Here is a 24,944-nt window from a genome sequence, read left to right on the forward strand (position 1 = left end):
CCAGCAAATAGGGATATGCCTGCTATGAAATCATCACAACCAATCTATCAGTACGGTCAAGGAATGACCGAGTACATCATCATCGTTGCTCTGATCGCCGTAGCCGCGATTGGCGTGTATTCGTTACTCGGTAAAACCGTCCGCAATCAAGTATCCGGCATAGCACATGAAGTCAGTGGGCAATCAGCGTCACAGCAGCTGAATACCGCGCGCTCGGCAGCACGCCGTTCAGGTACTGTGGCGCGCCAAGATGTCACGCTCGGCAATTACGATGAAAGCACCGAGTCGGGTGACAACTAATGCGCGACCAACGCGGGTACCTTAGTGTGTTGTTGTTGCCGCTGTTGACCGCATTATTGCTGCTAACATTAGCGTTGATTAACAATGGCAAACAGCTGCGCCAGCGCTTCTACCAGCAAACTATAGCCGATAATTTAGCTATTTCGGCGGCGGTATTAATGGCCCGAGAAATGAACATTTTGGCATTGATGAATCGTGCTCTATTGGCTAATCAATTAAGTATTGCCCAGTTGGTTGGTATATCCAGTTGGTACCAAATGTTGGCTAACAGCAGCAGTCAAACGGCTACTGTCACCGCATGGGTTCCATACCTGAATGTACTGACGCAACAATTCGATCGCGCGGTACAAAGCATCGAGCGGCCGTTAACGCAACTGCTCAGTACCGGAATTAGTCTGCATCACGGGCTGTTGCGCGGCATCATGGCCGGGCAGACTATGGTGCGCTTGAGTTATGCCACGTTAATACCAAAAACCGTAGGTGAGATCGCGGCCTTGCATGAGCTCAACGATGTGCCATGGCGCTTGCTGCATGCTCCCGGCTTATTCGAGTTTCCATTGCGTTGGTGGAGCTATATTCCGCGAAAACGCAGTGGTGATGATGAGCAGCAGTTAGCAACCTTAATGCAGCATAGTCTTGACCCATTTAGCCAGCAACGCAGCTACGACTGGTTACGTCTTGGCTTAGTTACGGTGCGTAAAGCGGGTGGTACCGAGCTCGATGTCACGGCAACCGGTAGCTGGAATTGGCAAGCCCTTGATACGGTATCGTTACATACCAAGCTGCTGTGGTTTCGTTTTGAGATCCCTTGGGGCGTGGGTGCCAATTATCTAGAAAACCCAATCCATCAACTGCAAGCCAGCGAATTTGGCGCGAGCAAAGCGATAAATAGTCGCGCTAGCAGGTTGGCTTTGCGCTTGCAGCGGCAACTCGGCGGCCAGGCGCCGACCATGCATTATTATCACCGCGCTAATATCCATGAGCAGCTGCCTGAGGTGCTGGTGGTCATCGACACTGCTATTGCTAAGGCAGGCGTGTTTTTTAGTCGCCCGCAAGAATTGTTTCCGCGCACTGATCAACGCGATGAACAGGCGAATCTATTTAATGCCTTGTGGCAGTCACGGCTGCAATCGTTGACCAGTCGTGATAAGGCGGTGCTGATGGCTCTCAAGGAGGCATCGTGAGGTATCATCAACATGGGCAATCGCTACTAGAGGCACTTGGCTTTTTTGCAATTTTAGCGTTATTGCTAGGCACGTTGTGGCAGCAATTTGATGCCGAGGCTACCCGCGCGCGGCAGGCGCTGGAGGTAAGCCGAGCCGAGTTGTGGCAGTTAGTTCCCGCTAGCAACAGCACTGCCAGTGACGATTATGCGCAGGCTCGAGCTATGGCGGTCATAACTAAACCGCTGGCGCAATGGACTGAACTGGAGCTGCCGCTACGCAATTTACGCACCATCACCGCCAGTGACAATCGAGTTGCGTTGGCGCGTTTACATGACGATTGGTCACCGCAACAAACCCATGACTTAGTGCACCGACCAGCGCAGCTGGTGCCGCTCCATCATCTTCGCCAACTCGGTTTAGATCAGGTGTTAGAGGTGTTGTCATGGTTGCCAGTAAGCCGCGAATTTGCGCCAGAATCGATACGGATAGGCTGGATCAACGATGAAGCAACGCCGTTAGAAACCAAGTGTGAAACCTCACCATGCTAGTTATCGATGCCTATCACGGTGATTGGCAGTTACAACTACAAACCAGTTCGCCAGCAAGCCAGTCATGGCGGATTATCCGCCCTGAACAGCCTGAGATGCGTGAGTTAGTGCGCGCACAGCAGTGTTTGATGCAACACCAAGTGGCTGACTATCAATGGCTGTGTGCGGTATCCGATGGGCTGTGGATGTTGCAGCGGGAGCAGCAGCAATGGTGGTTAACTTTTTGGTCGTCGACGGTGGATCATACCACCAAGCACTGGCTCGGCCATCCGCTTAGTGTGCAGCACACTGAATTGTATGAGTTAGCCGTAATCGATTCGCGTTACAGCGCGCAGCAAATAGTTGATTACAGCAGGTTTAAGTGGGGGCAACGACAACCGTTGCTGAGGGAGATTGGACATGGACAGTTCCATATACAGCTGCAACAGCCGCTGGAAGATTTATTCATTTTGCAGTTATCCGGTTCAAGTTTGCTGCTGCAATTTCGCCAGCGAACGTCAACATCGCGGTCAGGCAACGATTGAAACAGTGGTGCTTGCGGGAGTTTTGATACTACTGATAAGCGTGCCAGTGAGTAACGGCGGTCAGACCTTGATGATGTTCCTGACTGAGCTCGTCGGCGTTTGGGCGAACTTTCAGCGCGCACTTTGGGATGCGCTAGCACTGTTGCCGGGAGTATTGCGATGAGTGCGGAAACAAGCTCCGGGGTAAGCGGCAAAAAGCCCGTTAATATGTTTTGGAAACTCGGCATTTTGTTAGCCGTGACTATTGCTGTTGCCGCCTTGAGCTATTACCAGTTAGAGCGTTATGCAGTGACCGCAGCCGAACAACAGCGGCAGCAGCAACAGCAAAACATGGTTGAAATATTAGTACTTGCTGATGACTTAGATGCTGATGTGGTGCTGACAATGGCGCACTTTCAGCAGCGCAAGTTCCCGCCCCAGTACGTGCAAGACAATTGGTTGGAACCCCATGACGCGCCCGGATTAGTAGGTCTAAAAAGTAGTCGCTTTCTAGCCCGCGGCGAACCACTCACCATTGACGCCTTTCGGTATGACTATCGCCACCACTTTAGTCACCAGCTGGCGGAAAATTATTATGCGGTAACCGTCAGTTTAGGGATTGAGCAACTTCATCACGGTCTGCTGGCGGTGGGCGATAAAGTATTACTGTACGCTGCGTCGGTACTGTCAGACACAACATTATGGCTGGATAACATCGAGGTGCTCGCTGTCGACCGTCAGCAACAGCAGGTGCAGCATGAGGTTGCATTACCCACCACCGTGACCTTTGCCATGACAGCTGAACAGGCGCAGCGCTTTGAGCGCATGCGTGGCGGTAATTTTCAACTGTGGTTACAGCATCCGCAGCATGATTATCCAGCTCTCGCCAATACCACCAAACCACACCTGCATATCATGCAAGCAGCACGGAGCGACAACAAATGAATACCTTATGGTTTGCCCTGATGATGCTGACGACCACTGCGCAACAGCTTGAACTAACCCTTGGTGAGACTGAAGTCATTGCGGTAGGCGCTAGTACCGATGTCATTATCGGTAATCCTGAGTTGCTTGATGTCAAATTACTCGATAGCGGCTTTCTCGCCATAGCAGCTATTGCAGCGGGCTCGACCGAGATCCGCCTCATTGATGCTAAGCAGCAACACCAACGCATAGCAGTAACTATTACAGCACCAGCGAACACCAAGCGTGAATTGACCCTCGCCTATATCTTGCAGCTGTATCCGCAACTCAAGCGTGCTGATCAGCAGCAGTTTGTGGTACTGCACGGGGAGCTTTCATTAACTCAACAGCAGCATCTCGCAAGCTTGGTCAACGATTTCCCAGAAGTGTTGTTGCAGCTGACCGAACCCAGTGCATCGCAACTCGACATGATTGAGTTGAATGTGCGGATCTTTGAGGTCAAGCGAAGTTATACCCAACAGCTAGGGATCCGCTGGCCGCAGCAGATTAGCGGTCCATTAGTTAGTAGCTCTGCAGCACAAACATTGCGCTTCCCGATAGATGTCAGTACCAGTTTGGAACTCTTGGTTCGCGATGGCCATGCGCGGCTATTAGCTGAGCCCACCTTATCTACGTACAGTGGTGGCGAAGCTGAGTTTTTGGTTGGCGGCGAATTTCCAATCCCTCAGGTTTTAGCGCAAGGTGCGCAAGACGTTACCTTTCGAGAATATGGCATTGTCCTCAAGATCGCTCCGCACATGAGCGCTAGCGGTCTGGTAAAAACTAATCTTAGCGCCGAAATCAGTTCTATTGACCCGGCCTTGGCAGTTAACGGTGTACCTGGGATTTTGACGCGCCGGGTCAGCTCAATGATAGAGGTAAAACTCGGTGAATCGCTGGCACTTTCAGGCTTGCTGAGTCACGAGCAATCATTGCAGAGTGATCATTTTCCGGGGCTTCATCAGCTACCTATTCTTGGCCGTTTATTCAGTTCAGAGCAGTTTCGTAATGCCGAGACCGAGCTGCTGGTGGTGGTCACGCCACGTTTAGCCAGCACCCGTACCGATCAGCAATTACAACAGCAACAAGCACAGCGCTATATCAACCATTATCGGCAGCAAATCGGCTGTCTTGGATTGCTTGACCAGCAGGGATGAATTATGAGTGAACATCATCAACAACTTAAACATTATCTTAGAGCTCAATTACAGCGTGCAGCGCTGCAAGCACAGGCCAACCAAGACCGTACCAGTCAACATCAGTTAATCGAGCAAGCGACCGAACTGTTGCAGGTTTATGTGCGCGCGCAAGGTCATCAATTGGACCGTGAATTACAGCAAACCATTCGTGATGTCGTAGATGATTGCATCGGTCTTGGGCCACTCACCCAACTACTTGCCGACACCAGTGTGAGCGAGATCATGGTTAATAGTTATCAGTCTATTTTTGTCGAGCGAGCTGGGTGTCTGCAGCACACAGACATTCAGTTTGCTGATGAGGAGTCGTTGCTGCGGGTGATTGACCGTATCGTATTACCGCTGGGGAGACGACTTGATAGCGCCCAGCCGATGGTCGATGCACGACTTCCCGATGGCTCTCGCGTCAATGCCGTATTAGCGGTGCTGGCAACGCGCGGTACCTGTATGACCATACGAAAATTTAGTCGCCAACAACTGAGCTTGAATGATTTGCTTCAGCAGCAATTAGTCACCGCTGATGCTGCTGATTATCTTCGTACTGCGGTACAACAGCGGCGCAATATTCTCATCGTAGGTGGCACCGGCACTGGCAAAACCACCTTGCTTAATATGCTGGCCGCTGAAGTACCCAGTGAGCAGCGCATTGTGACCATTGAAGACGCGGCAGAATTACGCCTAGAACACGCTAACTTGATTAGTCTCGAAGCTCGCCCAGCCAATGCCGAGGGCAGTGGCCATGTGAGTATTCGTGAATTGCTGATTAACGCCTTACGGATGCGTCCCGATCGTATTGTCATTGGCGAATGCCGCGGTGCCGAGGCTATCGATATGTTGCAAGCCATGAACACGGGCCATGATGGTTCACTGACCACCTTGCACGCCAATAGTCCGCGCGAAGCACTGCAGCGGCTTGAAGTTATGGTGATGATGGCTGGCTTAGAATTACCCTTTATTGCTATTCGGCAATTGATTGCCAGCGCCATTCATGTGGTGATTCATATTGTCCGGGCAAATCATGGTCAACGGCGCATTCAGCAAATCACCGAGATCACTGGCATTGATGCCAGTACTATTCAGCAAGCTGTTATATTTCAGTGGCAAGGCAGTGACTTGCAGGCGACCGGTATTCCTTCCGAGTGGGTGCAGCGCTAATGCTGTCGCAGCAGCTTTTGCTGAGTTTGCTGATTGCATTAAGTGTCGGTTTAGTGGGCACTATTGCCTTGGTATTAAGTAAAGACCGCCGGCAAGCTTTGCACCAGCAGCTGCAAGTACAAACCGAAAATACGCTCTGGGAATTTTTGAGCCTCGCTACCGCGCGGCAAGTGTGGCTGATCTCATTACTGATGATGGTGCCCATGATGGCGCTGATAACTCTAGCGACCTCACTGTTCTGGGCGGCGGCAATGGCCCTAGCCACTGGCGCGTTGCTGCCATTGTTTCGGGGTAAATTACTGCAGCGGCGACAGCAGCAAATCAGTCTACAACTGCCCGACGTGCTCACCCTATTGAGTCACGCTATGGCATCGGGGATGAGCCTATTACCGGCTTTAGAATTAACCGTAAGCCAATCACCACAGCCGCTGAAAGGCGAGTTGGCGCTGATGCTACAGCGCATGCGTTTGGGCGAGTCGCTAAGTAGCGCATTAAATGCTTTAGCGGCACGCGTACCAACCTTAGCCATCCAGTTTTTTGCTCTTACCATGCAAATTGGTGCGCGCCATGGTGGTCAACAGGTCGCCGTATTACAGCGGATGGCAGCGGCCTTACAAGCACAAAATATTGCCCAACAGCGGTTGATGAGTTTGTCGGCTCAAGCGCGTCTGCAAGGTCGCGTGATGTTTCTGTTACCGATCGGATTGTTTTTGATATTACGTTGGTTACATCCAGAAAATACCGCATTACTCACCGAAACCCGAGCCGGCTGGATCATCCTAGCGGTGAGTGTGGCGCTGCTGTTGGTTGGACATTTACTAGTGCGCAGAATTATGCAGAGTGCCGCCGATGCCTAATCTTACCATCGTGTCATTGGTGATTCTGAGTCTGTTGGTCAGTGTGTTAGTAATGCAGTTTATCAGCATCATTACCCATTGGTTGGCACAGGGCGTGTTGATGCAAATGACTTGGCAGTATCTGCCGGCTAGAACGCAACGTTGGCTTGAACAGCATGTGCAAAAAATCCTCAGCGAGCTAAGTCCACAACAGTGGCTATTGCAGCAACTGAGCAAACTGATACTGATAGTTATCGTGTTGCTGTTGCCCATTCCGGTAGCACTCCGTTTGCTGGTGGTGTTGGTCTTGGTTATGCCCGAACTGCGGAGCTGGCAGCAGCGCCGTGATTATCGTCGGCAGTTGGTGCGGCAATGGCCAGCAACGCTCGATGTTATTGCCATGACTTTGCATGCCGGTTTGTCATTTCGTGCCACCTTACATACCTTGAGTGATTCAGCGACGGTATCCGTAGCATTTCATGAGTTAGCGCGTATGCATGCCCAGCAGCAAGCCGGATTCAGCTTAGAGGAAGTTCTCAACGAATTTGCGACCCGCATTCCACACCCCACCATTGCGTTATTTCGAGCGGCGGTTTTGCACGCCCATAAGGGTGGCGGCGCTTTGGCAAGTACACTTGAACAGCAAGCTCAACAAGCTCGTACCATGCAATTGTTAGCGGCGGAGAAAAGCGCTCAAGAAGCCGCGGTGAAATTATTATTACCGCTGCTGGTGTGCTTTTTCCCAGTAACGTTTTTACTGATTTTAGGGCCAGTGATTTTATCGTTTATGCAAGGAGAGACGCTATGAAACAAGGACGTTTTTTATTAACAGAGAGCAATCGGCTGCTATGGTCAGACGTATGGGTGATGGAGAGTCTGGCGGAGCGCTATTATGGCCTGCGCAAGTTTCCCAATATTCCGGTAAATCGTGCCTTTTGGTTTCCACGATGCCAAGCAGTTCACAGCTTCACATTACGCGTTGCGCTTGATGTGATTGGTCTGAATGATGCATTTCAAATTGTCGCCGTGCGACGCAATTTACGGCCTTGGCAGGCGCTACGTATGGCCGCTGCCAGCTCGATCATCGAATGTGAGGCGGGCAGTGCGTTACCACTGGAGTATTGGCTTGGCAAACAAGTGCGGTTTCAACACAAGGATGCTAACCATGTTACGTCCTAGTCTAGCAGCTGTTGCGTTATTGACGTTACTCGGCTGTCAAACGACGGCGCCGCAGTTCACTGAAACGGCAATGCAGCCGGCCATTGAAAACGCCACTTTGGCTTATCAACAAGGTGATCTGGAACTGGCAGAAGGTTTATGGCGCAAACTGCTGGCGCGCGATCCCAGCTTAACCTTGGGTTGGTGTCATTTAGGTCATATCGGCTTTCGTCAGCATCACTATGACGCGGCCTTTAATGCCTATCAAAAATGTTTGCGGTATCAGCCTCAGCAGCCAGCAATTTGGCAAAACATGGCGGTCATTCGCTTGCGCCAAGCGAGTGAACTGATGCTGCATGGTAGCGCTTTTTTACCAGCCTCAGAGCATGTATCAGGGCAGCCGCAAGGCTATCAACGCTTGTTGCAGTCGTTAATGCTGCTGCAGCGCGCATCCCAGCAGTTGGAGGACTAAGCAGCGTGACAAAACAACATCGCCAGAGCGGCTTCTTTTTACCGCTTACGGTAGCGCTGATGATGCTATTTAGTAGCTTTTGGTTAACTCAGCAACACCGTTTAGACCCGGTAGACCAGCGCTGGCTTAGCGCTATCGAATTGCAGCAGGAGCTGCTGTTCTGGCATCGGGGGGTATTGCACTTTTATCGAAAGTACGCCGTCTGGCCGGCCGATTTAGAAGCTGTTGTGCAAGCTTTTTCGTTAGCATCAACGCCACATGGGGTGTCCGGTGTGACCATTGTCGACGGCTTTCAATTACAGGCGCTAGGCGTGGACCCTGGTGTTGCTGAACAGGTGGTAGCGCCACTTGCAGACTATTTAGAGTATCGTGCCGATGGCAGCGTGCTGTTACCGATTCGTTTAGCCAATGCAACGGTTGATAATCCGCATTTGATCGAACGTGCAGCAGCAACGCCAGTGTTGATGGCGACAGCTATTGATTTTTCTAATTTTGGCTTGGATACCAGTTACCTTGAGGCGAGTCAAAGCCTGATCAGCGATATTCATAGCCGCGATCTTGAGGTTAACGGTAGCTTCACCAGCCCCTTGCTAGATAGCTTTGCGGTGATAACCGATGATCTTCGTATCGGTGCTTATTCGTTGCCAGCTCAGCAGCAAAAAATCGAGCTGTTATATGAGGCGCTTTGGTACTGTATGAATGTTAGTGAACGTTGCAGGAATGCGCCTCAAGTGATGTGATGTTAGCTTTGTTCATCGCTAAATTGTTCAGGTTTTTTACGCAAGTCACGGGTGTTTTCGGTTAGTTTTAACTGTCGATGCATTCCTGCTTTGGCGAGCAAATGTGCGCTAATAGGCGCGGTAAGAAATAAGAAAATAGCGATCAGCAGTTCATGAATATTAAAACCTGTGGTGGCGCCAAAATAAATCAATGAGCCAAGAATGACCCCGCCCACACCCATGGTGGTGTTTTTAGTGGGGGCGTGTAACCGCGTCATGAAATCGGGCAGCCGTAGTAAACCGATAGAGCCGATCAGCGCAAAACAGGCCCCCAATACTATAAAGAAGCAAATAGTCAGTTCTAGCCAAAACGGCAAGGTATCAAGCATTGAGGTATCCATTATTCAATAATATCTCCACGCAGCAAAAATTTTGCTGCTGCCACGGTGCCAATAAAGCCAAGCATCGCAATCAGCAAAGCTGCCTCAAAGTAAAATGACGTGTGATGCCACATACCGAGCAGAATGAGTAACGCCAGTGAATTGATATAGATAGTATCGAGCGCTAGGATCCGGTCGAGTAGATCGGGGCCTCGGAAAAATCGCAGTAAGTTCAGCAACAGCGCTACACTAAACATGAAAAAAGCGAACTGCAAGACGGTCGTTAACATTGGAAAATCACCTTTAATCGATTTTCGTACCGGTGCTGAATGGTCGCGATCATAGCCTCAGCATCTTTAACGTTGAGCGAATGGATAAGTAAGGTTCTGCCATCGTGGCTAAATTCGATAGAGATGGTACCCGGCGTTAAGCTGATGGTGCTGGCGAGAATAGTAATCGGCAATTCACCCTCAATAGCCAGCGGATATTCAACCCAAGCAGGATAAATACTACGCCGCGGGCTCAGAATAATAGCCGCAATCGAGAAATTCGACTTCACAATATCTAGTAAGACCACGAAGCAATACTCAACCGCTTTCCATGGTCGTGCTACGCGCACATGAAAGTCACTGCCACGACTAGTAAACAGCGGAATAGCGATAGCTAGAATACTCCCCACGACAATCAAGCCAGGGGTGATGTTATTTTGAATCAACAGCCAAAAACCGAGCAGAAACAGGCTGAGTCGTGGCGCTGGCAAAAATTTACTCATGATCGCCTCCAGTCAACTGTAATACCGCCTCAATGTAGCGCTCTGGCTGACTCAAATCATCGGCGATAGCCGTGGTAAAATCACTCACAGGCTGGGCGAAAATAGTTAAAGCAATGGCTCCAAGCAGCAGCACAGCGATAGTCGCTAGCTGGCCTCTCGGGTGGCTAATATCCGCCGGCTTGCCCGGCAGGGTATGCCAGAACATGCGGCTGCCTGCCCGTGATAGCGCAATCATGCCTAAGAAGGTGCTGAATAGTACCAGCGGCCATAGCAAGGCAACTTGTGCACCGGTGCGCGCCGCTTCAAGAATAAATAACTTACTCACAAAACCTGATAGCGGCGGCATACCGATGACGGTAATAGCCGCCACGAAAAATAGCAATCCGAGCGCGGCATGCTGGGCCAACTTACGGCCTTTGATAATGCGTGAAGCGGTTTTACCACGTTGTGCAGCAATCACATCGGCCAGCAAAAACAACGCACCGGTCACTAGGGTTGAATGGAGTAGGTAGAACAATACGCCACTTATCGCCCGATCATTGCCCATGCTGAAAGTGGTTAGCATGGTACCCACTGAAATAACCACCAGATAAGCAATAGCCAAGCGCAAGTCGCGACTACCAAGCACACCCAAGCCACCGACAGCGAGTGTCGCCAGACCAAGCCACCATAGCCAATCGTAACCTAAGCCGGCGGCGAGGCCAGCATCGGCACCAAAAATCAGGGTAAACACGCGAATGATGGCGTAGATACCAACCTTGGTCATGATGGCAAATAGCGCAGCAACGGTGCCGGTCGTGGTGGCGTAGGCTTGCGGTAACCAAAAGTAGAGCGGTAACAGTGCCGCTTTGAGACCAGATACGATCAGCAATAAGAGCCCGCCGCTGCGTGCAATCGCGGCATCATCACCGGTTAATGTACTCACCTTCATAGCCATATCAGCCATGTTAAGGGTTCCGGTTATTCCGTACAAAATACCGAGGCTTATCAAGAATAGGGCTGAGCCGGCCAAATTAAGCAAAACGTAATGCAAGGTCGCACGCAGCTTTTGTTTGCCGCCACCATGCATTAGCAAGGCATAACTTGAGATCAGCAATACTTCAAAGAATACAAACAGGTTAAATAAGTCACCGGTTAAAAATGCACCTAAGATACCGAGTAACTGAAACTGGAATAATGCATGAAAATGCGAGCCTAGGTTGTCCTCGCCGTAACAGCCGAAAATAAGTACTGGTAAAGCCAACAATGCCGTTAATAGCACCATCATGGCGGCCAAACGATCTACCACTAAAACGATACCATAGGGAGCTTGCCAATTACCGACGGCGTATACCAAGGTGGTTGAATTGACCTGCAGGAGTAGGGTCACACTGACAATAATCAGTAACGAGCACGACACTAAACCAATAATACGGCGATAAAACTGCGGATTATTGCCCCACGGGAATAATTGTAACAAGGCAGCGAACAAGGGTATGAGTAATGGCAAAATAGCCAAATGCTGACTCAACATTAGCGTTTATCCTCTTGCTCAGCCTGATAATTGGGTTCATTCACTTCGTCAGAACCAAATTCACCACGAACCCGCACCGCCAGAATGATGGAATAGGCGGTCATAGCAAAGCCAATCACGATTGCAGTTAACACTAACGCCTGCGGGAGCGGATCGGTGTAGGGCTCGCCAGCACCAATAATGGGAACTTGGTCAATCACTAAGCGGCCGCTTGAGAATAAGAACAAATTCACTGCATACGACAGCATGGTTAGGCCAATAACGATGGGAAACGAGCGCGCGCGCAAAATCAAATACACGCTACAGGCGGTTAGGGTACCTACAGTTATGGCATACAAGGTTTCCATTAATGTCCCTCCTGACGCGGGCGATGACGGGTTGTCATTTGTCCAAAGTTGGCCAAGATCATCAGCGTAGCGCCAATGACGGTGAGATACACACCCAAATCAAACAGGATTGCGGTAGCTATCTCAAATTTACCGACAATGGGCCAGTCTAGATAGGTAAACCATGAAGTGAGGAAGTTTGCACCGAATAACCAGCTACCCACACCAGTCAGGCTGGCTATCAATACACCGATAGCCGCCAAGGATTGATAGTTGTAGTTGAAGCGTTCTTTGACCCAATCTACGCCGTTTGCCATGTACTGCAAAATCATCGCTGCCGCGGTTACTAGACCGGCGATGAAGCCGCCACCTGGCAAATTATGACCCCGTAAGAAGATGTACATAGAGACCATCAAGGCCAGCGGCAGTACCAGCTGCGAAATGGTTTGTAGCATCATCGGATGTTTCACCTGATGCCAAGCACGGCCATCGACATCGCCCGATGGCATAAATGGTCGCAAATTATTCAATAACTTATGGATACCAGCAGCAGCAATAGCCAACACGGTAATCTCGCCAAGGGTATCGAAACCGCGGAAGTCCACCAGTATTACGTTGACCACGTTGGTACCGCCACCGCCCGGTACTGAATTGGCAAGGAAATAGTCGGAAATGCTGCTAAACGGCCGAGTCAGCAGGGCAAAGGTAATGGAACCGACCACGCCACCGACAAAACCGGCGATCAAAATATCCCGTGCAACCCGGCCACCAGTCGACGAGCGCGGGATCCGCTGCGGCATGAAGAATAACGCCAAAATCATCAGCAAAATGCTGACCACCTCAACCACCAGCTGGGTCATCGCCAGGTCTGGCGCAGAAAACTGGATGAATACCAGTGATACCATCAAACCGACCACAGATAGCATCAGTAGCGAGGTCAGCCGCTGGCGATGAAATATCACCGCACCAAAAGCCGCCGCCATAAGAATAATAGCGCCACTTAAACTTATCGCATCTACGTCTAGCTGGGGTCGTGAGCCAGTTAATGCGCTGATATTCATCAATTCTGGAATCACAAATACCAGCACCAGAATGAATAAAGCTGCCATATAGCGCTGTAATGAACCAGTTTCAATGCGTTGCATCAGGTTATCGCAAAACCGGGTGACCCGGCTGACGATGCCAGCAAATACATCTTTGGCATCGCGAATATCGAACTGCCGATTGAAGTTAAACAGCTCAGTGCGTTGTAGGTAAATGATGATGCCACCCAACAGCGCCAATACACTCATCAATAACGGTAAATTAAAGCCGTGCCACAGGGCGATATAAACCTCAGCATCAGCGCCGGCTACACTGGTCAAGGCCGGTGTTAAAAACCCTGACACCATAATCATTGGAGCGATGCCCACGGTGATACATAATGCCGCCAGAATCAGCACCGGTACCCGCATCATTATGGGTGGTTCATGCGGCTGTTTCGGTAGCTCATGGGCTTTGTCAAAAAACACGTCATAGACAAAACGAATCGAGTAGGCCACAGAAAGCATCGCGCCCAAGGTCACAAGCACTGGAATGAACCACGACAGACCACCAAATAGGTGTTGTTGATAGGCCTCAGTAAAGAACATTTCCTTGGATAGAAAACCATTGAGCAACGGCACTCCAGCCATCGCCGCGGAGGTAATCATGGCTAGCCACATAGTCATTGGCATGGCTTTGCGCAAACCACCAAGCTTACGTAAATCACGGCTGCCAGTTTCATGATCAATAATACCGGCAATCATAAACAAACCGGCCTTGAAGGTGGCGTGGTTAAGAATATGGAATAGTGCTGCTAACAGGGCACCGTGAGTGCCCAAACCCAGCAGCATGGTAATGAGGCCAAGGTGACTAATGGTGGAGAAGGCCAGCAAGCCTTTCAAATCATTCTTAAGCAGTGCGAAGTAGGCACCGAATAGCATGGTCGCTAAACCTACTAAGGTAACAATAGTGAACCATTCAAAGGTGCCACCAAGTACCGGGAATAACCGTGCTAATAGGAATATTCCAGCCTTTACCATGGTTGCTGAGTGTAAGTACGCACTAACCGGCGTCGGTGCTGCCATGGCATGAGGCAGCCAGAATTGGAAGGGGAATTGCGCCGACTTGGTAAAGGCACCAATGAGCACCAGCAGCAGCGCTGGTACATATAAACTGTGGGCACGAATAGCATCGGCGGCGGCGAATACTGCATCGAGTTGGTAACTGCCGGCAATATTACCTATTAGTAAGATACCGGCCAATAAGGCTAAACCACCTGCACCGGTGATAGCCAGCGCCATACGTGCGCCGCGACGAGCGTTACTTTGATGAAACCAAAAGCCAATCAGTAAGAATGATGAAATACTGGTGAGTTCCCAGAAGAACCACAATAAGATCAGGTTATCGGCGGTGACGATCCCCAACATTGAGCCCATAAATAGCAGCAAGCAGGCATAGAAACGCCCGGCATCATCATGCTGACTCAAATAAAAGTGTGCGTAGATAATAATCAGTAGACCAATACCAAGAATTAACGCAGCAAACAGCAGCGATAGACCATCGAGACGAAATGCCACATGAAGACCTAGCTGCGGTAACCAGGTTGCCAAAAATTGTGGTACTTCACCGGCTAACACCGAGGGGGTTAGATAGCCCAGTAACAGTAGGCTGACCACAGCAACTGCACCGGCCGCGTAGCTTATGGTACGGCGACTGTGGTGACGGACTAATAGTGGTGCGATTGCGCCGAGAAACGGTAATGCGACCATCAGAGCGAGATACATGAACTTCCTTTTGTGTCGTCTTTAACTCAGTAGTTACCGATTTATAGCCTTGAATTTACCACTAGTTTCGTTGCGTTGCCAACTGCGCTGCTGAGCTAAACCGCCCAACTGGCGGTAATTGGCGATGAACCTTCACTATATAAATAAGTGGCATCTAGCGCTGCATTATGTCGCAATCTGTAGTACACTCATCGAACATTTTATCCCCGCTCGTGAACATCGCTGCGCGCTAAGTTTGGCCGCACAAATAAATCGCAACTCGTACTACCATCAACAAATTTTATCTGTTACAATTCGCCGCCCTTTTACATGGGTAAATCCCGTATTGGGGGCAGCGTCTTGCAAAAGACAACATCGACCCGAGAGGGTCTTGTTTACATAAATCAAGCGGAGCACTGCAATGATCCAAATGCAAACTACACTGGAAGTGGCCGATAACTCGGGCGCCCGCAGCGTACAATGTATTAAGGTTCTGGGTGGGTCGCACCGCCGTTATGCCAGCATTGGCGACATCATCAAGGTCTCGATCAAGGAAGCAATTCCTCGTGGTAAGGTCAAAAAAGGCGATGTATATAACGCGGTAGTGGTACGCACCAAGAAAGGCGTCCGTCGTCAAGACGGGTCAGTCATCCGTTTTGACCGCAACGCGGCTGTTTTGTTGAACAATAACAAACAACCGATTGGCACTCGTATCTTTGGACCAGTGACACGTGAATTGCGCTCTGAGCAGTTCATGAAAATTGTCTCTTTGGCACCAGAAGTACTGTAAGGAGTCAGTGATGGCGGCAAAAATTAAACGTGATGACGAAGTAGTAGTCCTGGCCGGTAAAGACAAAGGTAAGCGCGGTAAAGTGCTGAAAGTCGATACCGCGAGTAATCGTGTATTTGTTGAAGGCGTTAATGTCGTCAAGAAACACCAGAAGCCAAACCCGGCTTTAGGCGTGACTGGCGGAATTATCGAACAGGAAGCTCCTGTTCATGCTTCTAACTTAGCGGTTTACAACCCAGCGACTGGTAAAGCAGATCGTGTTGGTTTCCGAATTGAAGATGGCAAGAAAGTTCGCTTCTTCAAATCAAACAACGCAATCATTTAATTTAAATTTGGAGTTTTACGATGGCGAAACTGCATGATTTTTACAATGAATCGGTAGTTCCTGAACTTGTTAAACAGTTCGGCTACAATACCGTCATGCAAGTCCCTCGGATTGAAAAAATCACCCTGAATATGGGTGTTGGTGAAGCTCTGGCAGACAAAAAGATTCTCGACAACGCGGCAGCGGACTTAGAGGCCATTTCTGGTCAACGTCCAATCCGTACGTTAGCTCGTAAATCTGTCGCTGGCTTCAAAATCCGTGAAGGCTACCCAATTGGCTGTAAAGTGACTCTGCGTGGCGAGCGCATGTGGGATTTCCTGCAACGTTTAATTACGATTGCTATCCCACGTATCCGTGATTTCCGTGGTTTAAACCCGAAATCTTTCGATGGTCGTGGAAATTACAGTATGGGCGTACGTGAGCAAATCATCTTTCCTGAAATCGACTTTGATAAAGTCGACAAGGTTCGTGGTTTGGACATCACTATCACCACTACTGCAGGCACTGATGACGAAGCTCGCGCTTTGCTCGCTGCCTTCAACTTCCCGTTCAAGAAGTAAGGTGTAGAGTTATGGCAAAAGAGTCAATGAAAATGCGTGAGCTTAAGCGTGCTCAGCTAGTTGCTAAATACGCAGAGAAACGCATCGCACTGAAAGCTATGATCAGCGATCCGACTACCTCGGACGAAGATCGTTGGGCGGCTGTATTAAAGTTACAAAGCCTTCCGCGTGATTCGAGCCCAAGCCGTCAGCGTAACCGCTGCCGCGTTACAGGCCGCCCTCATGGTTTCTTACGTAAATTCGGCATGAGCCGTATTAAAGTACGTGAGAAAGCGATGCGCGGTGAAATTCCTGGCTTGAAAAAAGCTAGCTGGTAAGCCACGAGTCACGGGAGAAAGCTAATATGAGCATGCAAGATCCAATTGCGGACATGTTTACACGCATCCGCAACGCTCAGGGTGCTAACAAAGTAGCCGTGCGCATGCCGTCTTCTAAGCAAAAAGTGGCAATTGCCCACGTGCTAAAAGAAGAAGGTTATATCGCGGATTTCAGCGTACAAGGCGAAGTGAAAACTGAGCTTGAAATTACCTTGAAATACTTTGAAGGCAAACCTGTTATTGAATCCATTGAGCGCGTCAGCCGCCCTGGGTTGCGTATCTATAAGAAACGCAACGAGCTACCTAAAGTTATGGGTGGTTTAGGTGTTGCTGTTGTCTCTACTTCCAAGGGCTTGATGACCGACCGCGCCGCTCGCAAAGCGGGTTTAGGCGGCGAAGTTATCGGCTACGTCGCGTAACGAGGAGTTAGGAAATGTCACGAGTTGCTAAGGCACCGATTGCCATTCCTGCCGGCGTTCAAGTTACGTTGAATGGTCAGGAAGTTACAATTAAAGGTGCAAAAGGCTCACTGAGCCATGTAGTGCACAATGCGGTTGAAGTTGTTACTGAAGACAACGTAATCCGTACCAATGCCCGCGAAGGCGTTGCTGGTTCAGCAGCCCAAGCAGGTACTGCACGTGCGTTACTAAATAATATGGTGGTTGGTGTTGCACAAGGTTATGAGCGCAAGCTGCAGTTAGTTGGTGTTGGTTATCGTGCCAATACTGCAGGTTCTAAATTGAACCTGTCACTGGGCTTCTCTCATCCAATTGAGTTCGCGATTCCGCAAGGCATCACGATCGAAGTGCCAACACAAACTGAAATTGTCGTTAAAGGTGTGGACAAGCAGTTAGTCGGTCAAGTTGCCGCTAACATTCGTGCGTACCGTAAACCTGAGCCATACAAAGGCAAAGGTGTACGTTACTCGAACGAGCAAGTGCGCCGTAAAGAAGCCAAGAAAAAGTAAGGTAAAACGATGGACAAGAAATCAGCTCGCTTACGTCGCGCTACGCGCCCACGTAAGAAAATGCAAGAGTTGGGTGCTAACCGCCTGGTCGTTCACCGTACACCACGGCATATTTACGCACAGCTTATTGCACCAAACGGTTCTGAAGTACTAGCAGCTGCTTCTACTGTTGAAAAGGCCGTACGTGACCAGCTGAAAAGCACTGGTAACGTAGATGCCGCTAAAACAGTTGGTAAGCTTATCGCTGAACGGGCGATCGAAAAAGGCGTACAAACCGTCGCTTTTGATCGTAGTGGCTTCCGCTATCACGGCCGCGTAGCAGCATTAGCTGACGCCGCTCGCGAAGCTGGACTTCAGTTCTAGGAGACGAACATGGCAAATGCAAATGTAGAAGCTCAACAAGGCAGTGACTTGCAAGAAAAATTGATCACCGTAAACCGCGTAGCAAAAGTGGTTAAAGGTGGTCGTATTTTCAGCTTCACTGCACTGACTGTAGTAGGTGATGGTCAGGGTAAAGTGGGTTTCGGTTATGGTAAAGCACGTGAAGTTCCAGCAGCCATTCAAAAGGCTATGGAAAAAGCACGTCGCAACATGGTAACCGTAGAGCTGAAAGGCGGAACCTTACAACACCCAGTTAAAGGTCGTCACTCTGGCTCACAGGTATTCATGCAGCCAGCTTCTGAAGGTACAGGTATCATTGCCGGTGGTGCAATGCGCGCAGTACTAGAAGTAGCCGGTGTACACAACGTGCTGTCAAAAGCATATGGTTCAACCAACCCAATCAACGTTGTTCGTGCCACTATTCAGGCACTGAACGGTATGAAGTCACCTGAGCAGGTGGCGGCTAAGCGTGGATTGAGCGTCGACCAAATTTTGGGGTAGTGAGCAATGGCGAAAAAGACGATCAAAGTAACACAGACGCGTAGCTCGATCGCTCGTTTACCGAAGCATAAAGCTACTCTTCGTGGTTTGGGTCTGCGCCGCATTGGTCACACAGTTGAAGTAGAAGATACTCCATCTGTGCGCGGCATGGTTAACCAAGTAATTTATATGGTAAAGGTGGAGGACTAATACGATGTTATTAAACACTATCTCCCCTGCACCTGGTGCTAAAACCAGCAAGAAGCGTCTTGGACGTGGTATTGGTTCAGGTCTAGGTAAAACTGGTGGTCGCGGTCACAAAGGTCAGACTTCACGTTCTGGCGGTACCGTTAAGCCTGGTTTTGAAGGCGGACAAATGCCAATCCAGCGCCGTTTGCCGAAGTTCGGTTTCACCTCACGTAAGTCGTTAACGACTGGTGAAGTAAACCTTGCTGAGATTGCAAAAGTTGCTGGTGAACTGGTAACGCTTGCTTCTTTGAAAGAAGCCGGTGTGGTGCGTAACGACATGTTGGCGATCAAAGTCATCAAGTCAGGCAGCATCAATCGTGCAGTTACCGTTCAAGGTATCAAGGTCACCAAAGGCGCCCGCGAAGCTATTGAAGCTGCTGGCGGCAAAGTCGAAGGATAGAGCAAATGGCTAAACCAGGATTGGAATCTAACAGAGCTCAAGGTGGCACGTCGGAACTCAAACGTCGACTGCTGTTTGTTCTCGGCGCGTTGATCGTGTTCCGTGCGGGCTCCTTTGTGCCGATTCCTGGTATTGATGCCGCTGTATTGGCACAATTGTTTGAACAGCAAAAAGACACCATCGTTTCCATGTTTAACATGTTTAGTGGTGGTGCTCTTGAGCGTGCTTCAATTTTTGCGCTTGGTATTATGCCGTATATCACCGCCTCAATTATCATGCAGCTTGCCGCCGTAGCACATCCGCGGTTAGCTGAGTTGAAAAAAGAAGGCGAGGCTGGACGGCGTAAGATCAGCCAGTACACGCGTTGGGGTACACTAGTACTCGCAACTTTCCAATCAATTGGTATCTCTACGGCGTTACCAAATTTGATGCCTGGCTTGGTGATTGAACCAAGCTTCGGCTTCTATTTCACGGCCAGCGTAAGCTTGGTTACCGGTACCATGTTCTTAATGTGGTTAGGTGAGCAAATTACCGAGCGTGGGATTGGAAACGGTATCTCAATCCTTATTTTCACCGGTATTGTAGCGGGTTTGCCGTCGGCCATTGGTTCGACTGCAGAGCAAGCTCGTCAGGGTGATTTACATTTATTATTGTTATTGTTAATCGGTGTTATTGTTGTAGCAGTGACTTACTTTGTAGTTTTCGTCGAACGCGGACAGCGCCGCATCGTGGTAAACTACGCCAAGCGTCAGCAAGGTCGTAAGGTATTTGCCGCACAAAGTACTCACCTGCCATTGAAAGTTAATATGGCCGGCGTAATTCCACCGATTTTTGCTTCGAGCATTATTTTGTTCCCAAGCTCTATCGCCACTTGGTTTGGTTCAGGTGAAGGTATGGTTGCGAACTTCTTACAAGAGTTAGCTTTGACGCTTGCGCCAGGCCAGCCTTTGTATGTAATGCTTTATGCAGCGGCGATTATCTTCTTCTGTTTCTTCTACACCGCGTTGGTATTTAACCCACGCGAGACAGCAGACAACCTGAAGAAGTCAAATGCGTTCATTCCAGGTATCCGCCCGGGTGAGCAAACGTCGCGATACATTGATAAAGTAATGACCCGTTTGACTCTTGCAGGCGCGTTATACATTACCTTTGTCTGTTTAATTCCTGAGTTCATGATGATTGCTTGGAATGTGCAGTTCTATTTTGGCGGCACATCTCTATTGATTATCGTAGTAGTTATTATGGACTTTATGGCTCAGGTCCAAAATCATCTGCAATCACATCAGTATGATTCGGTCCTGAAAAAAGCTAATCTTAAAGGCTTCGGCCGTTAAGATTTGATTACGGAGTGTAGCAATGAAAGTTCGTGCGTCCGTGAAGAAAATCTGCCGTAACTGCAAAGTTATCAAGCGCAACCGTGTTGTGCGTGTAATTTGTAGTGACCCAAAGCATAAACAGCGGCAAGGTTAATTCGAAGATAAAGTCCGCAGCTTGAAATATATTTCCGGCTGCGGCTTTGATATGTTTGCAATCTGGATTCCGGTTGAGTATCCTAACGGGCTTTTCAACCTGGTGCCCTTTAACCAATAGGAGACGTGTTAGTGGCCCGTATCGCTGGCATTAACGTTCCTGATAATAAGCATGCAGTCATTGCCTTGACTGCGATCTACGGTATCGGCCGTACTCGCTCGAAAGCCATTTTGGCCTCGATCGACATCGCCGAAGACACAAAGATCGGCTCTTTGTCAGAAGATAAACTCGATATTCTGCGTGAAGCAGTCGCTAAGTTCACCGTTGAAGGTGACTTACGTCGTGAAGTTTCTATGAATATCAAACGCTTGATGGATCTCGGATGTTACCGTGGTCTTCGTCATCGTCGCAGCTTACCATTACGTGGACAACGCACTAAAACTAATGCGCGTACTCGTAAAGGTCCGCGTAAACCGATTAAGAAATAGGGAGCTGAGCAATGGCTAAACAACCAACTCGCGCTCGCAAACGCGTTAAAAAACAAGTTGCTGATGGCATGGCCCACATCCATGCGTCTTTCAATAACACCATTGTGACTATCACCGATCGTCAAGGCAACGCCTTGTCATGGGCGACAGCTGGTGGCTCTGGTTTCCGTGGTTCACGTAAATCAACCCCGTTCGCAGCTCAGGTTGCAGCTGAACGCGCAGGTGAAATGGCAAAGGAATATGGTTTGAAAAACCTTGAAGTGTTCGTTAAGGGCCCAGGCCCAGGTCGCGAGTCATCGATTCGTGCTCTGAACGCGGTAGGTTATCGCATCACAAACATTACTGATGTGACACCAATTCCTCACAACGGTTGTCGTCCGCCTAAGAAACGTCGCGTTTAATAGGCGCCATACGATAGTTGGAGAAAGAACATGGCTAGATATTTGGGTCCAAAACTCAAACTAAGTCGTCGCGAAGGAACAGATTTGTTCCTGAAAAGCGGCGTCCGCGCGATCGATACTAAATGTAAACTCGAGAGCGCACCAGGTCAACACGGCGCACGTCGTGGTCGCCTGTCTGATTACGGTTTACAGTTACGTGAAAAGCAAAAAGTTCGTCGTATCTACGGCATCCTTGAGCGTCAATTCCGTAACTATTACAAAGAAGCTGCCCGTCTTAAGGGCAACACTGGTGAGAACTTACTGCAATTGCTTGAGTCACGCTTAGACAACGTCGTTTACCGTATGGGATTCGCGTCTACTCGTGCCGAGGCTCGTCAGTTGGTCAGCCACAAAGCTGTGGTAGTGAATGGCCAAGTAGTCAACATTCCGTCGTTCAAAGTTCGTCCGGAAGATGTTGTGTCCGTTCGCGAAAAAGCGAAAAAGCAGGCGCGCATCGCTGCTGCATTGGAACTCGCAGACCAACGCGAAAAGCCAGTGTGGTTGGAAGTAGACAACAGCAAATTGGAAGGTCAGTTCAAACGTCTTCCAGAGCGTAGCGATTTGTCTGCTGAAATTAACGAACAGTTGATCGTAGAGCTTTACTCTAAGTAAAGCTTAAGCATATAGAGAGGACACAATGCAGGGTTCTGTTACCGAATTCCTTAAGCCAAGGCTAGTCGATATTGAGCAAATCAGCCCGACTCACGCGAAGGTGACGTTGGAGCCTCTTGAGCGTGGCTTCGGCCACACGCTGGGCAATGCTTTGCGTCGCATCTTACTTTCGTCAATGCCAGGTTGTGCAGTGACTGAAGTTGAGATTACTGGCGTACAGCACGAGTACAGTAGTAAAGAGGGCGTTCAGGAAGATATCATCGAGATTTTGCTGAACCTTAAAGGTTTAGCAATTCGCATGGAAAGCAAAGATGAAGCTAAACTGACCTTGAAAAAATCCGGAGCAGGCCCTGTCACGGCTGGTGACATCACCCATGATGGTGATGTCGAGATCGTCAACCCTGAACACCTCATCTGTACTTTAACAGGTGACACCGAGATCGAAATGACGATCAAGGTTGAGCGTGGTCGTGGTTATGTTCCAGCTGGGGCACGTCAGTCTGCTGACGATGAAGAGCGTCCAATCGGTCGTTTACTTGTTGATGCATCATTTAGTCCAGTTGAGCGTATCGCTTACAGCGTAGATTCTGCGCGTGTTGAGCAACGCACTGACTTAGACAAATTAGTTATCGACATGGAAACTAATGGCACCTTGGATCCTGAAGAAGCGATCCGTCGCGCTGCAACAATTTTAGCTGAACAGCTAGAAGCCTTCGTTGAACTGCGCGATATGAGCGAGCCAGAAGCGAAAGAAGAGAAGCCGGAGTTCGATCCGATCCTTCTTCGTCCGGTAGACGATTTGGAATTAACTGTGCGTTCTGCGAACTGTTTGAAAGCAGAAGCTATTCAGTACATTGGTGACTTAGTGCAGCGTACCGAGGTTGAGTTGTTGAAGACTCCTAACTTAGGTAAAAAATCGCTAACCGAGATCAAAGACGTACTTGCATCACGTGGTTTGTCTTTAGGCATGCGCCTAGAAAACTGGCCGCCAGCAAGTTTGGTTGATCGCGACTAAGGTCATCTTTTACCGAGAATTACTGAGAAGGGTATAGACATGCGCCATCGTAAGAGTGGTCGTCAACTCAACCGCAACAGCAGTCATCGTAAAGCGATGTTCAGCAATATGGCAAGTTCATTGGTTCGTCACGAAGTGATCAAAACCACCCTGCCTAAAGCGAAAGAACTGCGTCGTGTTATCGAGCCGCTAATCACTTTAGCTAAGCAAGATAGCGTAGCAAACCGCCGTTTGGCCTTTGCTCGTACACGTGACCAAGAAGTGGTTGGTAAATTGTTCAGTGAAATTGGTCCACGTTACGCTCAGCGTCCAGGTGGCTACACTCGTATCATGAAGTGTGGTTTCCGTGCTGGTGACAACGCGCCAATGGCTTACGTTGAATTAGTTGACCGTCCAGAAACTACCGCTGTTGCTGCTGAAGAAGTAGCCGTAGAGGAATAAGTAGTTCGCCTTAGTGCGAGCGAAATAAAAAAGCCGGCTGTTAGCCGGCTTTTTTGTATCTTGACGAAAGCTTATTGTTTAATAATAGCCTCTAGTTCGCTATCACTGATGCCATATTCGGCAGCTGTCAAACGCAATTGATTAACGTCGATACCGGCGCGATGCGCCCCTAAAATTACTTGTGTCGCACGTTCACGTTGCAGGGCACGTTCGTCTGCACTGATATCAGGGCTAGATTTACCGATTAAGTCAGTAAAGATACTGACCAAATAGTTACCCATTGCCGGCACGCTTTCTAATATGGTTTGCACGATTACATCAATTTGACCCGGCTGCTGTTGGCTGGCTGTCTGCATAATGCTCGATGCCATTTGTGGCTCAACCTTTACTGCAACTCTTATCAGCTCCGACAAACTGGTATCGTCACGGCTACTGACGGTGCCAACGATATCGTCGGCATAGCTTGGTTCAGCTTCGACTGCGAATTTAACAATTTCACTTGGCTCACCAACCCCCATATTTAGAGCGATGGTAATGATGTCACGAGTAAATGCTGGCTCTGCATCGATAGCAGCTTTAATGAGGTGATGATAGATCTCTGGATTACGCTCGAAGGCGGTGTACATGATTGCTTCAACGTGTTGTGGGTAATTACTGAGTAAAACACGTACTGTTCGAGTGGTAGAGAAGCTTCTGCGAGAGTAGTAACGGAACATTCTTTTATAGGTGGCGACTAAACGTTGATTCTCTTCATCGAGCTGATAGAGCTCTGGTGATATCGGTTTGACAATTTGGTCATCTGCATAGGCTGCGTGAGAAAACACAAATATCAAGGCGGCCAAGCTAATGGTCGTTGCTAGTTTCATGGGATTTCCGCTGTTCTGTTGTTATCGTTATAAGTTTTATGTAAAGACCTTATCAGGGTTTATAGACCTAGAACAGTTATAAAACGTTCAATTTGATTGAAAAATAATCAAACGATCGGCAAATCTAAAAAAGATCTTGCAGGCGGCAAAGCGATGGTTATAATTCGCGGCCGTTGTCAGTCACTGACGGCGGCAATTTAGGGACTGCTCAGGCAGTAAAAAAGATCCAAAAGGATCTTGACCTAAGCCAAGGATGACGTAAAATACGCATCCCGCTTCGGATAAGAAGCAACGCTCTTTAACAATATACCAAGCCAAGCAAACTGTGTGGGCACTTACCGGATTCAGGC

At 49.2% G+C, this 24,944-nt stretch carries 36 protein-coding genes; 29 read left to right on the top strand and 7 right to left on the bottom strand.

Going from position 1 to position 24,944, the window contains the following annotated elements; translation table 11 throughout:
• Positions 1-24: 24 nt before the first annotated feature.
• The 12 genes from EFO84_RS00150 (at position 25) to EFO84_RS00205 (ending at position 9,037) form a co-directional block, all read left to right on the top strand.
• Complete coding sequence (locus EFO84_RS00150; protein WP_127346045.1) at positions 25-300, top strand: Flp family type IVb pilin; 276 nt, start codon at positions 25-27, stop codon at positions 298-300.
• Entirely contained in the window at positions 300-1,484 is a 1,185-nt protein-coding gene (locus tag EFO84_RS00155) for a hypothetical protein (RefSeq protein WP_127346046.1), read from the top strand. The genes EFO84_RS00150 and EFO84_RS00155 overlap by 1 nt, the downstream gene beginning before the upstream one ends.
• Positions 1,481-2,014, top strand: a complete 534-nt coding sequence (locus EFO84_RS00160; RefSeq protein ID WP_127346047.1) for a hypothetical protein — start codon at positions 1,481-1,483, stop codon at positions 2,012-2,014. Before EFO84_RS00155 ends, EFO84_RS00160 begins: the two co-directional genes overlap by 4 nt.
• Positions 2,008-2,538: a hypothetical protein gene (locus EFO84_RS00165; RefSeq protein ID WP_127346048.1), complete on the top strand. Its 531-nt coding sequence runs from the start codon at positions 2,008-2,010 to the stop codon at positions 2,536-2,538. The genes EFO84_RS00160 and EFO84_RS00165 overlap by 7 nt, the downstream gene beginning before the upstream one ends.
• A gap of 159 nt (positions 2,539-2,697) precedes the next feature.
• Positions 2,698-3,462: an RcpC/CpaB family pilus assembly protein gene (locus tag EFO84_RS00170; RefSeq protein WP_127346049.1), complete on the top strand. Its 765-nt coding sequence runs from the start codon at positions 2,698-2,700 to the stop codon at positions 3,460-3,462.
• Positions 3,459-4,637 (top strand): type II and III secretion system protein family protein, encoded by a 1,179-nt coding sequence (locus EFO84_RS00175; RefSeq protein ID WP_127346050.1) that lies wholly within the window; start codon positions 3,459-3,461, stop codon positions 4,635-4,637. Before EFO84_RS00170 ends, EFO84_RS00175 begins: the two co-directional genes overlap by 4 nt.
• A 3-nt stretch (positions 4,638-4,640) precedes the next feature.
• Positions 4,641-5,831 (top strand): TadA family conjugal transfer-associated ATPase, encoded by a 1,191-nt coding sequence (locus EFO84_RS00180; protein WP_127346051.1) that lies wholly within the window; start codon positions 4,641-4,643, stop codon positions 5,829-5,831.
• Positions 5,831-6,688 carry a type II secretion system F family protein gene (locus EFO84_RS00185; protein WP_127346052.1) on the top strand — a complete coding sequence of 286 codons (858 nt, stop codon included), beginning with the start codon at positions 5,831-5,833 and terminating at the stop codon, positions 6,686-6,688. The genes EFO84_RS00180 and EFO84_RS00185 overlap by 1 nt, the downstream gene beginning before the upstream one ends.
• On the top strand, positions 6,681-7,475 hold the full coding sequence (locus EFO84_RS00190; RefSeq protein WP_127346053.1) for a type II secretion system F family protein: 795 nt from the start codon (positions 6,681-6,683) through the stop codon (positions 7,473-7,475). Before EFO84_RS00185 ends, EFO84_RS00190 begins: the two co-directional genes overlap by 8 nt.
• A complete protein-coding gene (locus EFO84_RS00195; RefSeq protein ID WP_127346054.1) occupies positions 7,472-7,846 on the top strand; it encodes a DUF192 domain-containing protein in 375 nt (124 codons plus the stop codon). Before EFO84_RS00190 ends, EFO84_RS00195 begins: the two co-directional genes overlap by 4 nt.
• Positions 7,833-8,297 carry a hypothetical protein gene (locus EFO84_RS00200; protein WP_127346055.1) on the top strand — a complete coding sequence of 155 codons (465 nt, stop codon included), beginning with the start codon at positions 7,833-7,835 and terminating at the stop codon, positions 8,295-8,297. The genes EFO84_RS00195 and EFO84_RS00200 overlap by 14 nt, the downstream gene beginning before the upstream one ends.
• 5 nt (positions 8,298-8,302) lie before the next feature.
• Positions 8,303-9,037 carry a hypothetical protein gene (locus EFO84_RS00205; protein WP_127346056.1) on the top strand — a complete coding sequence of 245 codons (735 nt, stop codon included), beginning with the start codon at positions 8,303-8,305 and terminating at the stop codon, positions 9,035-9,037.
• Positions 9,038-9,039: 2 nt separating this feature from the next.
• Here the strand turns inward: EFO84_RS00205 and EFO84_RS00210 are convergent, their stop codons facing one another.
• From EFO84_RS00210 to EFO84_RS00235, 6 genes are read right to left on the bottom strand one after another with little or no spacing between them, the layout of a single operon-like run.
• On the bottom strand, positions 9,040-9,417 hold the full coding sequence (locus EFO84_RS00210; protein WP_205701909.1) for a Na+/H+ antiporter subunit G: 378 nt from the start codon (positions 9,415-9,417) through the stop codon (positions 9,040-9,042).
• Positions 9,417-9,686, bottom strand: a complete 270-nt coding sequence (locus EFO84_RS00215) for a K+/H+ antiporter subunit F (protein WP_127346057.1) — start codon at positions 9,684-9,686, stop codon at positions 9,417-9,419. Before EFO84_RS00215 ends, EFO84_RS00210 begins: the two co-directional genes overlap by 1 nt.
• Entirely contained in the window at positions 9,680-10,168 is a 489-nt protein-coding gene (locus tag EFO84_RS00220) for a Na+/H+ antiporter subunit E (protein WP_127346058.1), read from the bottom strand. Before EFO84_RS00220 ends, EFO84_RS00215 begins: the two co-directional genes overlap by 7 nt.
• The gene (locus tag EFO84_RS00225) at positions 10,161-11,681 is read right to left on the bottom strand and encodes a monovalent cation/H+ antiporter subunit D (protein WP_127346059.1); all 1,521 of its coding nucleotides are present in this window, start codon (positions 11,679-11,681) and stop codon (positions 10,161-10,163) included. Before EFO84_RS00225 ends, EFO84_RS00220 begins: the two co-directional genes overlap by 8 nt.
• The gene (locus EFO84_RS00230) at positions 11,681-12,028 is read right to left on the bottom strand and encodes a Na+/H+ antiporter subunit C (RefSeq protein WP_127346060.1); all 348 of its coding nucleotides are present in this window, start codon (positions 12,026-12,028) and stop codon (positions 11,681-11,683) included. Before EFO84_RS00230 ends, EFO84_RS00225 begins: the two co-directional genes overlap by 1 nt.
• Entirely contained in the window at positions 12,028-14,814 is a 2,787-nt protein-coding gene (locus EFO84_RS00235; RefSeq protein ID WP_127346062.1) for a monovalent cation/H+ antiporter subunit A, read from the bottom strand. Before EFO84_RS00235 ends, EFO84_RS00230 begins: the two co-directional genes overlap by 1 nt.
• Positions 14,815-15,214: 400 nt before the next feature.
• Between EFO84_RS00235 and rplN the strand changes: the two genes are divergently transcribed.
• The 17 genes from rplN to rplQ all read left to right on the top strand — a co-directional run bounded on the left by rplN (position 15,215) and on the right by rplQ (position 23,728).
• Entirely contained in the window at positions 15,215-15,583 is a 369-nt protein-coding gene (gene rplN / locus EFO84_RS00240; protein ID WP_127346063.1) for a 50S ribosomal protein L14, read from the top strand.
• A gap of 10 nt (positions 15,584-15,593) precedes the next feature.
• On the top strand, positions 15,594-15,908 hold the full coding sequence (rplX, locus tag EFO84_RS00245; RefSeq protein ID WP_127346064.1) for a 50S ribosomal protein L24: 315 nt from the start codon (positions 15,594-15,596) through the stop codon (positions 15,906-15,908).
• 20 nt (positions 15,909-15,928) lie between these two features.
• Positions 15,929-16,468, top strand: a complete 540-nt coding sequence (gene rplE, locus EFO84_RS00250) for a 50S ribosomal protein L5 (RefSeq protein ID WP_127346065.1) — start codon at positions 15,929-15,931, stop codon at positions 16,466-16,468.
• A gap of 11 nt (positions 16,469-16,479) precedes the next feature.
• Positions 16,480-16,785: a 30S ribosomal protein S14 gene (rpsN, locus tag EFO84_RS00255; protein WP_127346067.1), complete on the top strand. Its 306-nt coding sequence runs from the start codon at positions 16,480-16,482 to the stop codon at positions 16,783-16,785.
• 26 nt (positions 16,786-16,811) lie between these two features.
• Positions 16,812-17,204 carry a 30S ribosomal protein S8 gene (rpsH, locus tag EFO84_RS00260; protein WP_127346068.1) on the top strand — a complete coding sequence of 131 codons (393 nt, stop codon included), beginning with the start codon at positions 16,812-16,814 and terminating at the stop codon, positions 17,202-17,204.
• A 14-nt stretch (positions 17,205-17,218) separates the two neighbouring features.
• Positions 17,219-17,752, top strand: a complete 534-nt coding sequence (gene rplF / locus EFO84_RS00265; protein WP_127346069.1) for a 50S ribosomal protein L6 — start codon at positions 17,219-17,221, stop codon at positions 17,750-17,752.
• 9 nt (positions 17,753-17,761) lie between these two features.
• Entirely contained in the window at positions 17,762-18,115 is a 354-nt protein-coding gene (rplR, locus tag EFO84_RS00270) for a 50S ribosomal protein L18 (RefSeq protein ID WP_127346070.1), read from the top strand.
• Positions 18,116-18,124: 9 nt separating this feature from the next.
• Positions 18,125-18,634, top strand: coding sequence for a 30S ribosomal protein S5 (gene rpsE, locus EFO84_RS00275; protein ID WP_127346071.1), 510 nt, complete (start codon positions 18,125-18,127; stop codon positions 18,632-18,634).
• Positions 18,635-18,640: 6 nt separating this feature from the next.
• Positions 18,641-18,823, top strand: coding sequence for a 50S ribosomal protein L30 (rpmD, locus tag EFO84_RS00280; RefSeq protein WP_127346073.1), 183 nt, complete (start codon positions 18,641-18,643; stop codon positions 18,821-18,823).
• A 4-nt stretch (positions 18,824-18,827) separates the two neighbouring features.
• Entirely contained in the window at positions 18,828-19,262 is a 435-nt protein-coding gene (gene rplO / locus EFO84_RS00285; RefSeq protein WP_127346074.1) for a 50S ribosomal protein L15, read from the top strand.
• A gap of 5 nt (positions 19,263-19,267) precedes the next feature.
• Positions 19,268-20,596: a preprotein translocase subunit SecY gene (secY, locus tag EFO84_RS00290; protein ID WP_127346076.1), complete on the top strand. Its 1,329-nt coding sequence runs from the start codon at positions 19,268-19,270 to the stop codon at positions 20,594-20,596.
• 22 nt (positions 20,597-20,618) lie between these two features.
• The gene (rpmJ, locus tag EFO84_RS00295; RefSeq protein ID WP_127346078.1) at positions 20,619-20,732 is read left to right on the top strand and encodes a 50S ribosomal protein L36; all 114 of its coding nucleotides are present in this window, start codon (positions 20,619-20,621) and stop codon (positions 20,730-20,732) included.
• A 131-nt stretch (positions 20,733-20,863) separates the two neighbouring features.
• Positions 20,864-21,220, top strand: a complete 357-nt coding sequence (rpsM, locus tag EFO84_RS00300; protein ID WP_127346079.1) for a 30S ribosomal protein S13 — start codon at positions 20,864-20,866, stop codon at positions 21,218-21,220.
• Between the two features lie 11 nt (positions 21,221-21,231).
• Complete coding sequence (gene rpsK, locus EFO84_RS00305; RefSeq protein ID WP_127346080.1) at positions 21,232-21,621, top strand: 30S ribosomal protein S11; 390 nt, start codon at positions 21,232-21,234, stop codon at positions 21,619-21,621.
• Positions 21,622-21,651: 30 nt separating this feature from the next.
• Positions 21,652-22,272 (top strand): 30S ribosomal protein S4, encoded by a 621-nt coding sequence (gene rpsD, locus EFO84_RS00310; RefSeq protein ID WP_127346081.1) that lies wholly within the window; start codon positions 21,652-21,654, stop codon positions 22,270-22,272.
• A gap of 25 nt (positions 22,273-22,297) precedes the next feature.
• Positions 22,298-23,287, top strand: coding sequence for a DNA-directed RNA polymerase subunit alpha (locus EFO84_RS00315; protein WP_127346082.1), 990 nt, complete (start codon positions 22,298-22,300; stop codon positions 23,285-23,287).
• Between the two features lie 39 nt (positions 23,288-23,326).
• On the top strand, positions 23,327-23,728 hold the full coding sequence (gene rplQ, locus EFO84_RS00320) for a 50S ribosomal protein L17 (RefSeq protein WP_127346083.1): 402 nt from the start codon (positions 23,327-23,329) through the stop codon (positions 23,726-23,728).
• A gap of 71 nt (positions 23,729-23,799) precedes the next feature.
• Here rplQ and EFO84_RS00325 read toward each other — a convergent pair whose 3' ends face one another.
• Entirely contained in the window at positions 23,800-24,594 is a 795-nt protein-coding gene (locus EFO84_RS00325) for a hypothetical protein (RefSeq protein ID WP_127346084.1), read from the bottom strand.
• Between the last annotated feature and the right edge of the window lie 350 nt (positions 24,595-24,944).

The sequence above is a fragment of the Pseudidiomarina mangrovi genome, from assembly GCF_003999375.1.
Lineage (GTDB): Bacteria > Pseudomonadota > Gammaproteobacteria > Enterobacterales > Alteromonadaceae > Pseudidiomarina > Pseudidiomarina mangrovi.

Coding starts and splice junctions, on each gene's coding strand:
- EFO84_RS00150 (WP_127346045.1), top strand. CDS start 25: ATGAAATCATCACAACCAATCTATCAGTACGGTCAAGGAATGACCGAG.
- EFO84_RS00155 (WP_127346046.1), top strand. CDS start 300: ATGCGCGACCAACGCGGGTACCTTAGTGTGTTGTTGTTGCCGCTGTTG.
- EFO84_RS00165 (WP_127346048.1), top strand. CDS start 2,008: ATGCTAGTTATCGATGCCTATCACGGTGATTGGCAGTTACAACTACAA.
- EFO84_RS00170 (WP_127346049.1), top strand. CDS start 2,698: ATGAGTGCGGAAACAAGCTCCGGGGTAAGCGGCAAAAAGCCCGTTAAT.
- EFO84_RS00175 (WP_127346050.1), top strand. CDS start 3,459: ATGAATACCTTATGGTTTGCCCTGATGATGCTGACGACCACTGCGCAA.
- EFO84_RS00180 (WP_127346051.1), top strand. CDS start 4,641: ATGAGTGAACATCATCAACAACTTAAACATTATCTTAGAGCTCAATTA.
- EFO84_RS00185 (WP_127346052.1), top strand. CDS start 5,831: ATGCTGTCGCAGCAGCTTTTGCTGAGTTTGCTGATTGCATTAAGTGTC.
- EFO84_RS00190 (WP_127346053.1), top strand. CDS start 6,681: ATGCCTAATCTTACCATCGTGTCATTGGTGATTCTGAGTCTGTTGGTC.
- EFO84_RS00195 (WP_127346054.1), top strand. CDS start 7,472: ATGAAACAAGGACGTTTTTTATTAACAGAGAGCAATCGGCTGCTATGG.
- EFO84_RS00200 (WP_127346055.1), top strand. CDS start 7,833: ATGTTACGTCCTAGTCTAGCAGCTGTTGCGTTATTGACGTTACTCGGC.
- EFO84_RS00210 (WP_205701909.1), bottom strand. CDS start 9,417: ATGGATACCTCAATGCTTGATACCTTGCCGTTTTGGCTAGAACTGACT.
- EFO84_RS00215 (WP_127346057.1), bottom strand. CDS start 9,686: ATGTTAACGACCGTCTTGCAGTTCGCTTTTTTCATGTTTAGTGTAGCG.
- EFO84_RS00220 (WP_127346058.1), bottom strand. CDS start 10,168: ATGAGTAAATTTTTGCCAGCGCCACGACTCAGCCTGTTTCTGCTCGGT.
- EFO84_RS00225 (WP_127346059.1), bottom strand. CDS start 11,681: ATGTTGAGTCAGCATTTGGCTATTTTGCCATTACTCATACCCTTGTTC.
- EFO84_RS00230 (WP_127346060.1), bottom strand. CDS start 12,028: ATGGAAACCTTGTATGCCATAACTGTAGGTACCCTAACCGCCTGTAGC.
- EFO84_RS00235 (WP_127346062.1), bottom strand. CDS start 14,814: ATGTATCTCGCTCTGATGGTCGCATTACCGTTTCTCGGCGCAATCGCA.
- rplN (WP_127346063.1), top strand. CDS start 15,215: ATGATCCAAATGCAAACTACACTGGAAGTGGCCGATAACTCGGGCGCC.
- rplX (WP_127346064.1), top strand. CDS start 15,594: ATGGCGGCAAAAATTAAACGTGATGACGAAGTAGTAGTCCTGGCCGGT.
- rplE (WP_127346065.1), top strand. CDS start 15,929: ATGGCGAAACTGCATGATTTTTACAATGAATCGGTAGTTCCTGAACTT.
- rpsN (WP_127346067.1), top strand. CDS start 16,480: ATGGCAAAAGAGTCAATGAAAATGCGTGAGCTTAAGCGTGCTCAGCTA.
- rpsH (WP_127346068.1), top strand. CDS start 16,812: ATGAGCATGCAAGATCCAATTGCGGACATGTTTACACGCATCCGCAAC.
- rplF (WP_127346069.1), top strand. CDS start 17,219: ATGTCACGAGTTGCTAAGGCACCGATTGCCATTCCTGCCGGCGTTCAA.
- rplR (WP_127346070.1), top strand. CDS start 17,762: ATGGACAAGAAATCAGCTCGCTTACGTCGCGCTACGCGCCCACGTAAG.
- rpsE (WP_127346071.1), top strand. CDS start 18,125: ATGGCAAATGCAAATGTAGAAGCTCAACAAGGCAGTGACTTGCAAGAA.
- rpmD (WP_127346073.1), top strand. CDS start 18,641: ATGGCGAAAAAGACGATCAAAGTAACACAGACGCGTAGCTCGATCGCT.
- rplO (WP_127346074.1), top strand. CDS start 18,828: ATGTTATTAAACACTATCTCCCCTGCACCTGGTGCTAAAACCAGCAAG.
- secY (WP_127346076.1), top strand. CDS start 19,268: ATGGCTAAACCAGGATTGGAATCTAACAGAGCTCAAGGTGGCACGTCG.
- rpmJ (WP_127346078.1), top strand. CDS start 20,619: ATGAAAGTTCGTGCGTCCGTGAAGAAAATCTGCCGTAACTGCAAAGTT.
- rpsK (WP_127346080.1), top strand. CDS start 21,232: ATGGCTAAACAACCAACTCGCGCTCGCAAACGCGTTAAAAAACAAGTT.
- rpsD (WP_127346081.1), top strand. CDS start 21,652: ATGGCTAGATATTTGGGTCCAAAACTCAAACTAAGTCGTCGCGAAGGA.
- EFO84_RS00315 (WP_127346082.1), top strand. CDS start 22,298: ATGCAGGGTTCTGTTACCGAATTCCTTAAGCCAAGGCTAGTCGATATT.
- rplQ (WP_127346083.1), top strand. CDS start 23,327: ATGCGCCATCGTAAGAGTGGTCGTCAACTCAACCGCAACAGCAGTCAT.
- EFO84_RS00325 (WP_127346084.1), bottom strand. CDS start 24,594: ATGAAACTAGCAACGACCATTAGCTTGGCCGCCTTGATATTTGTGTTT.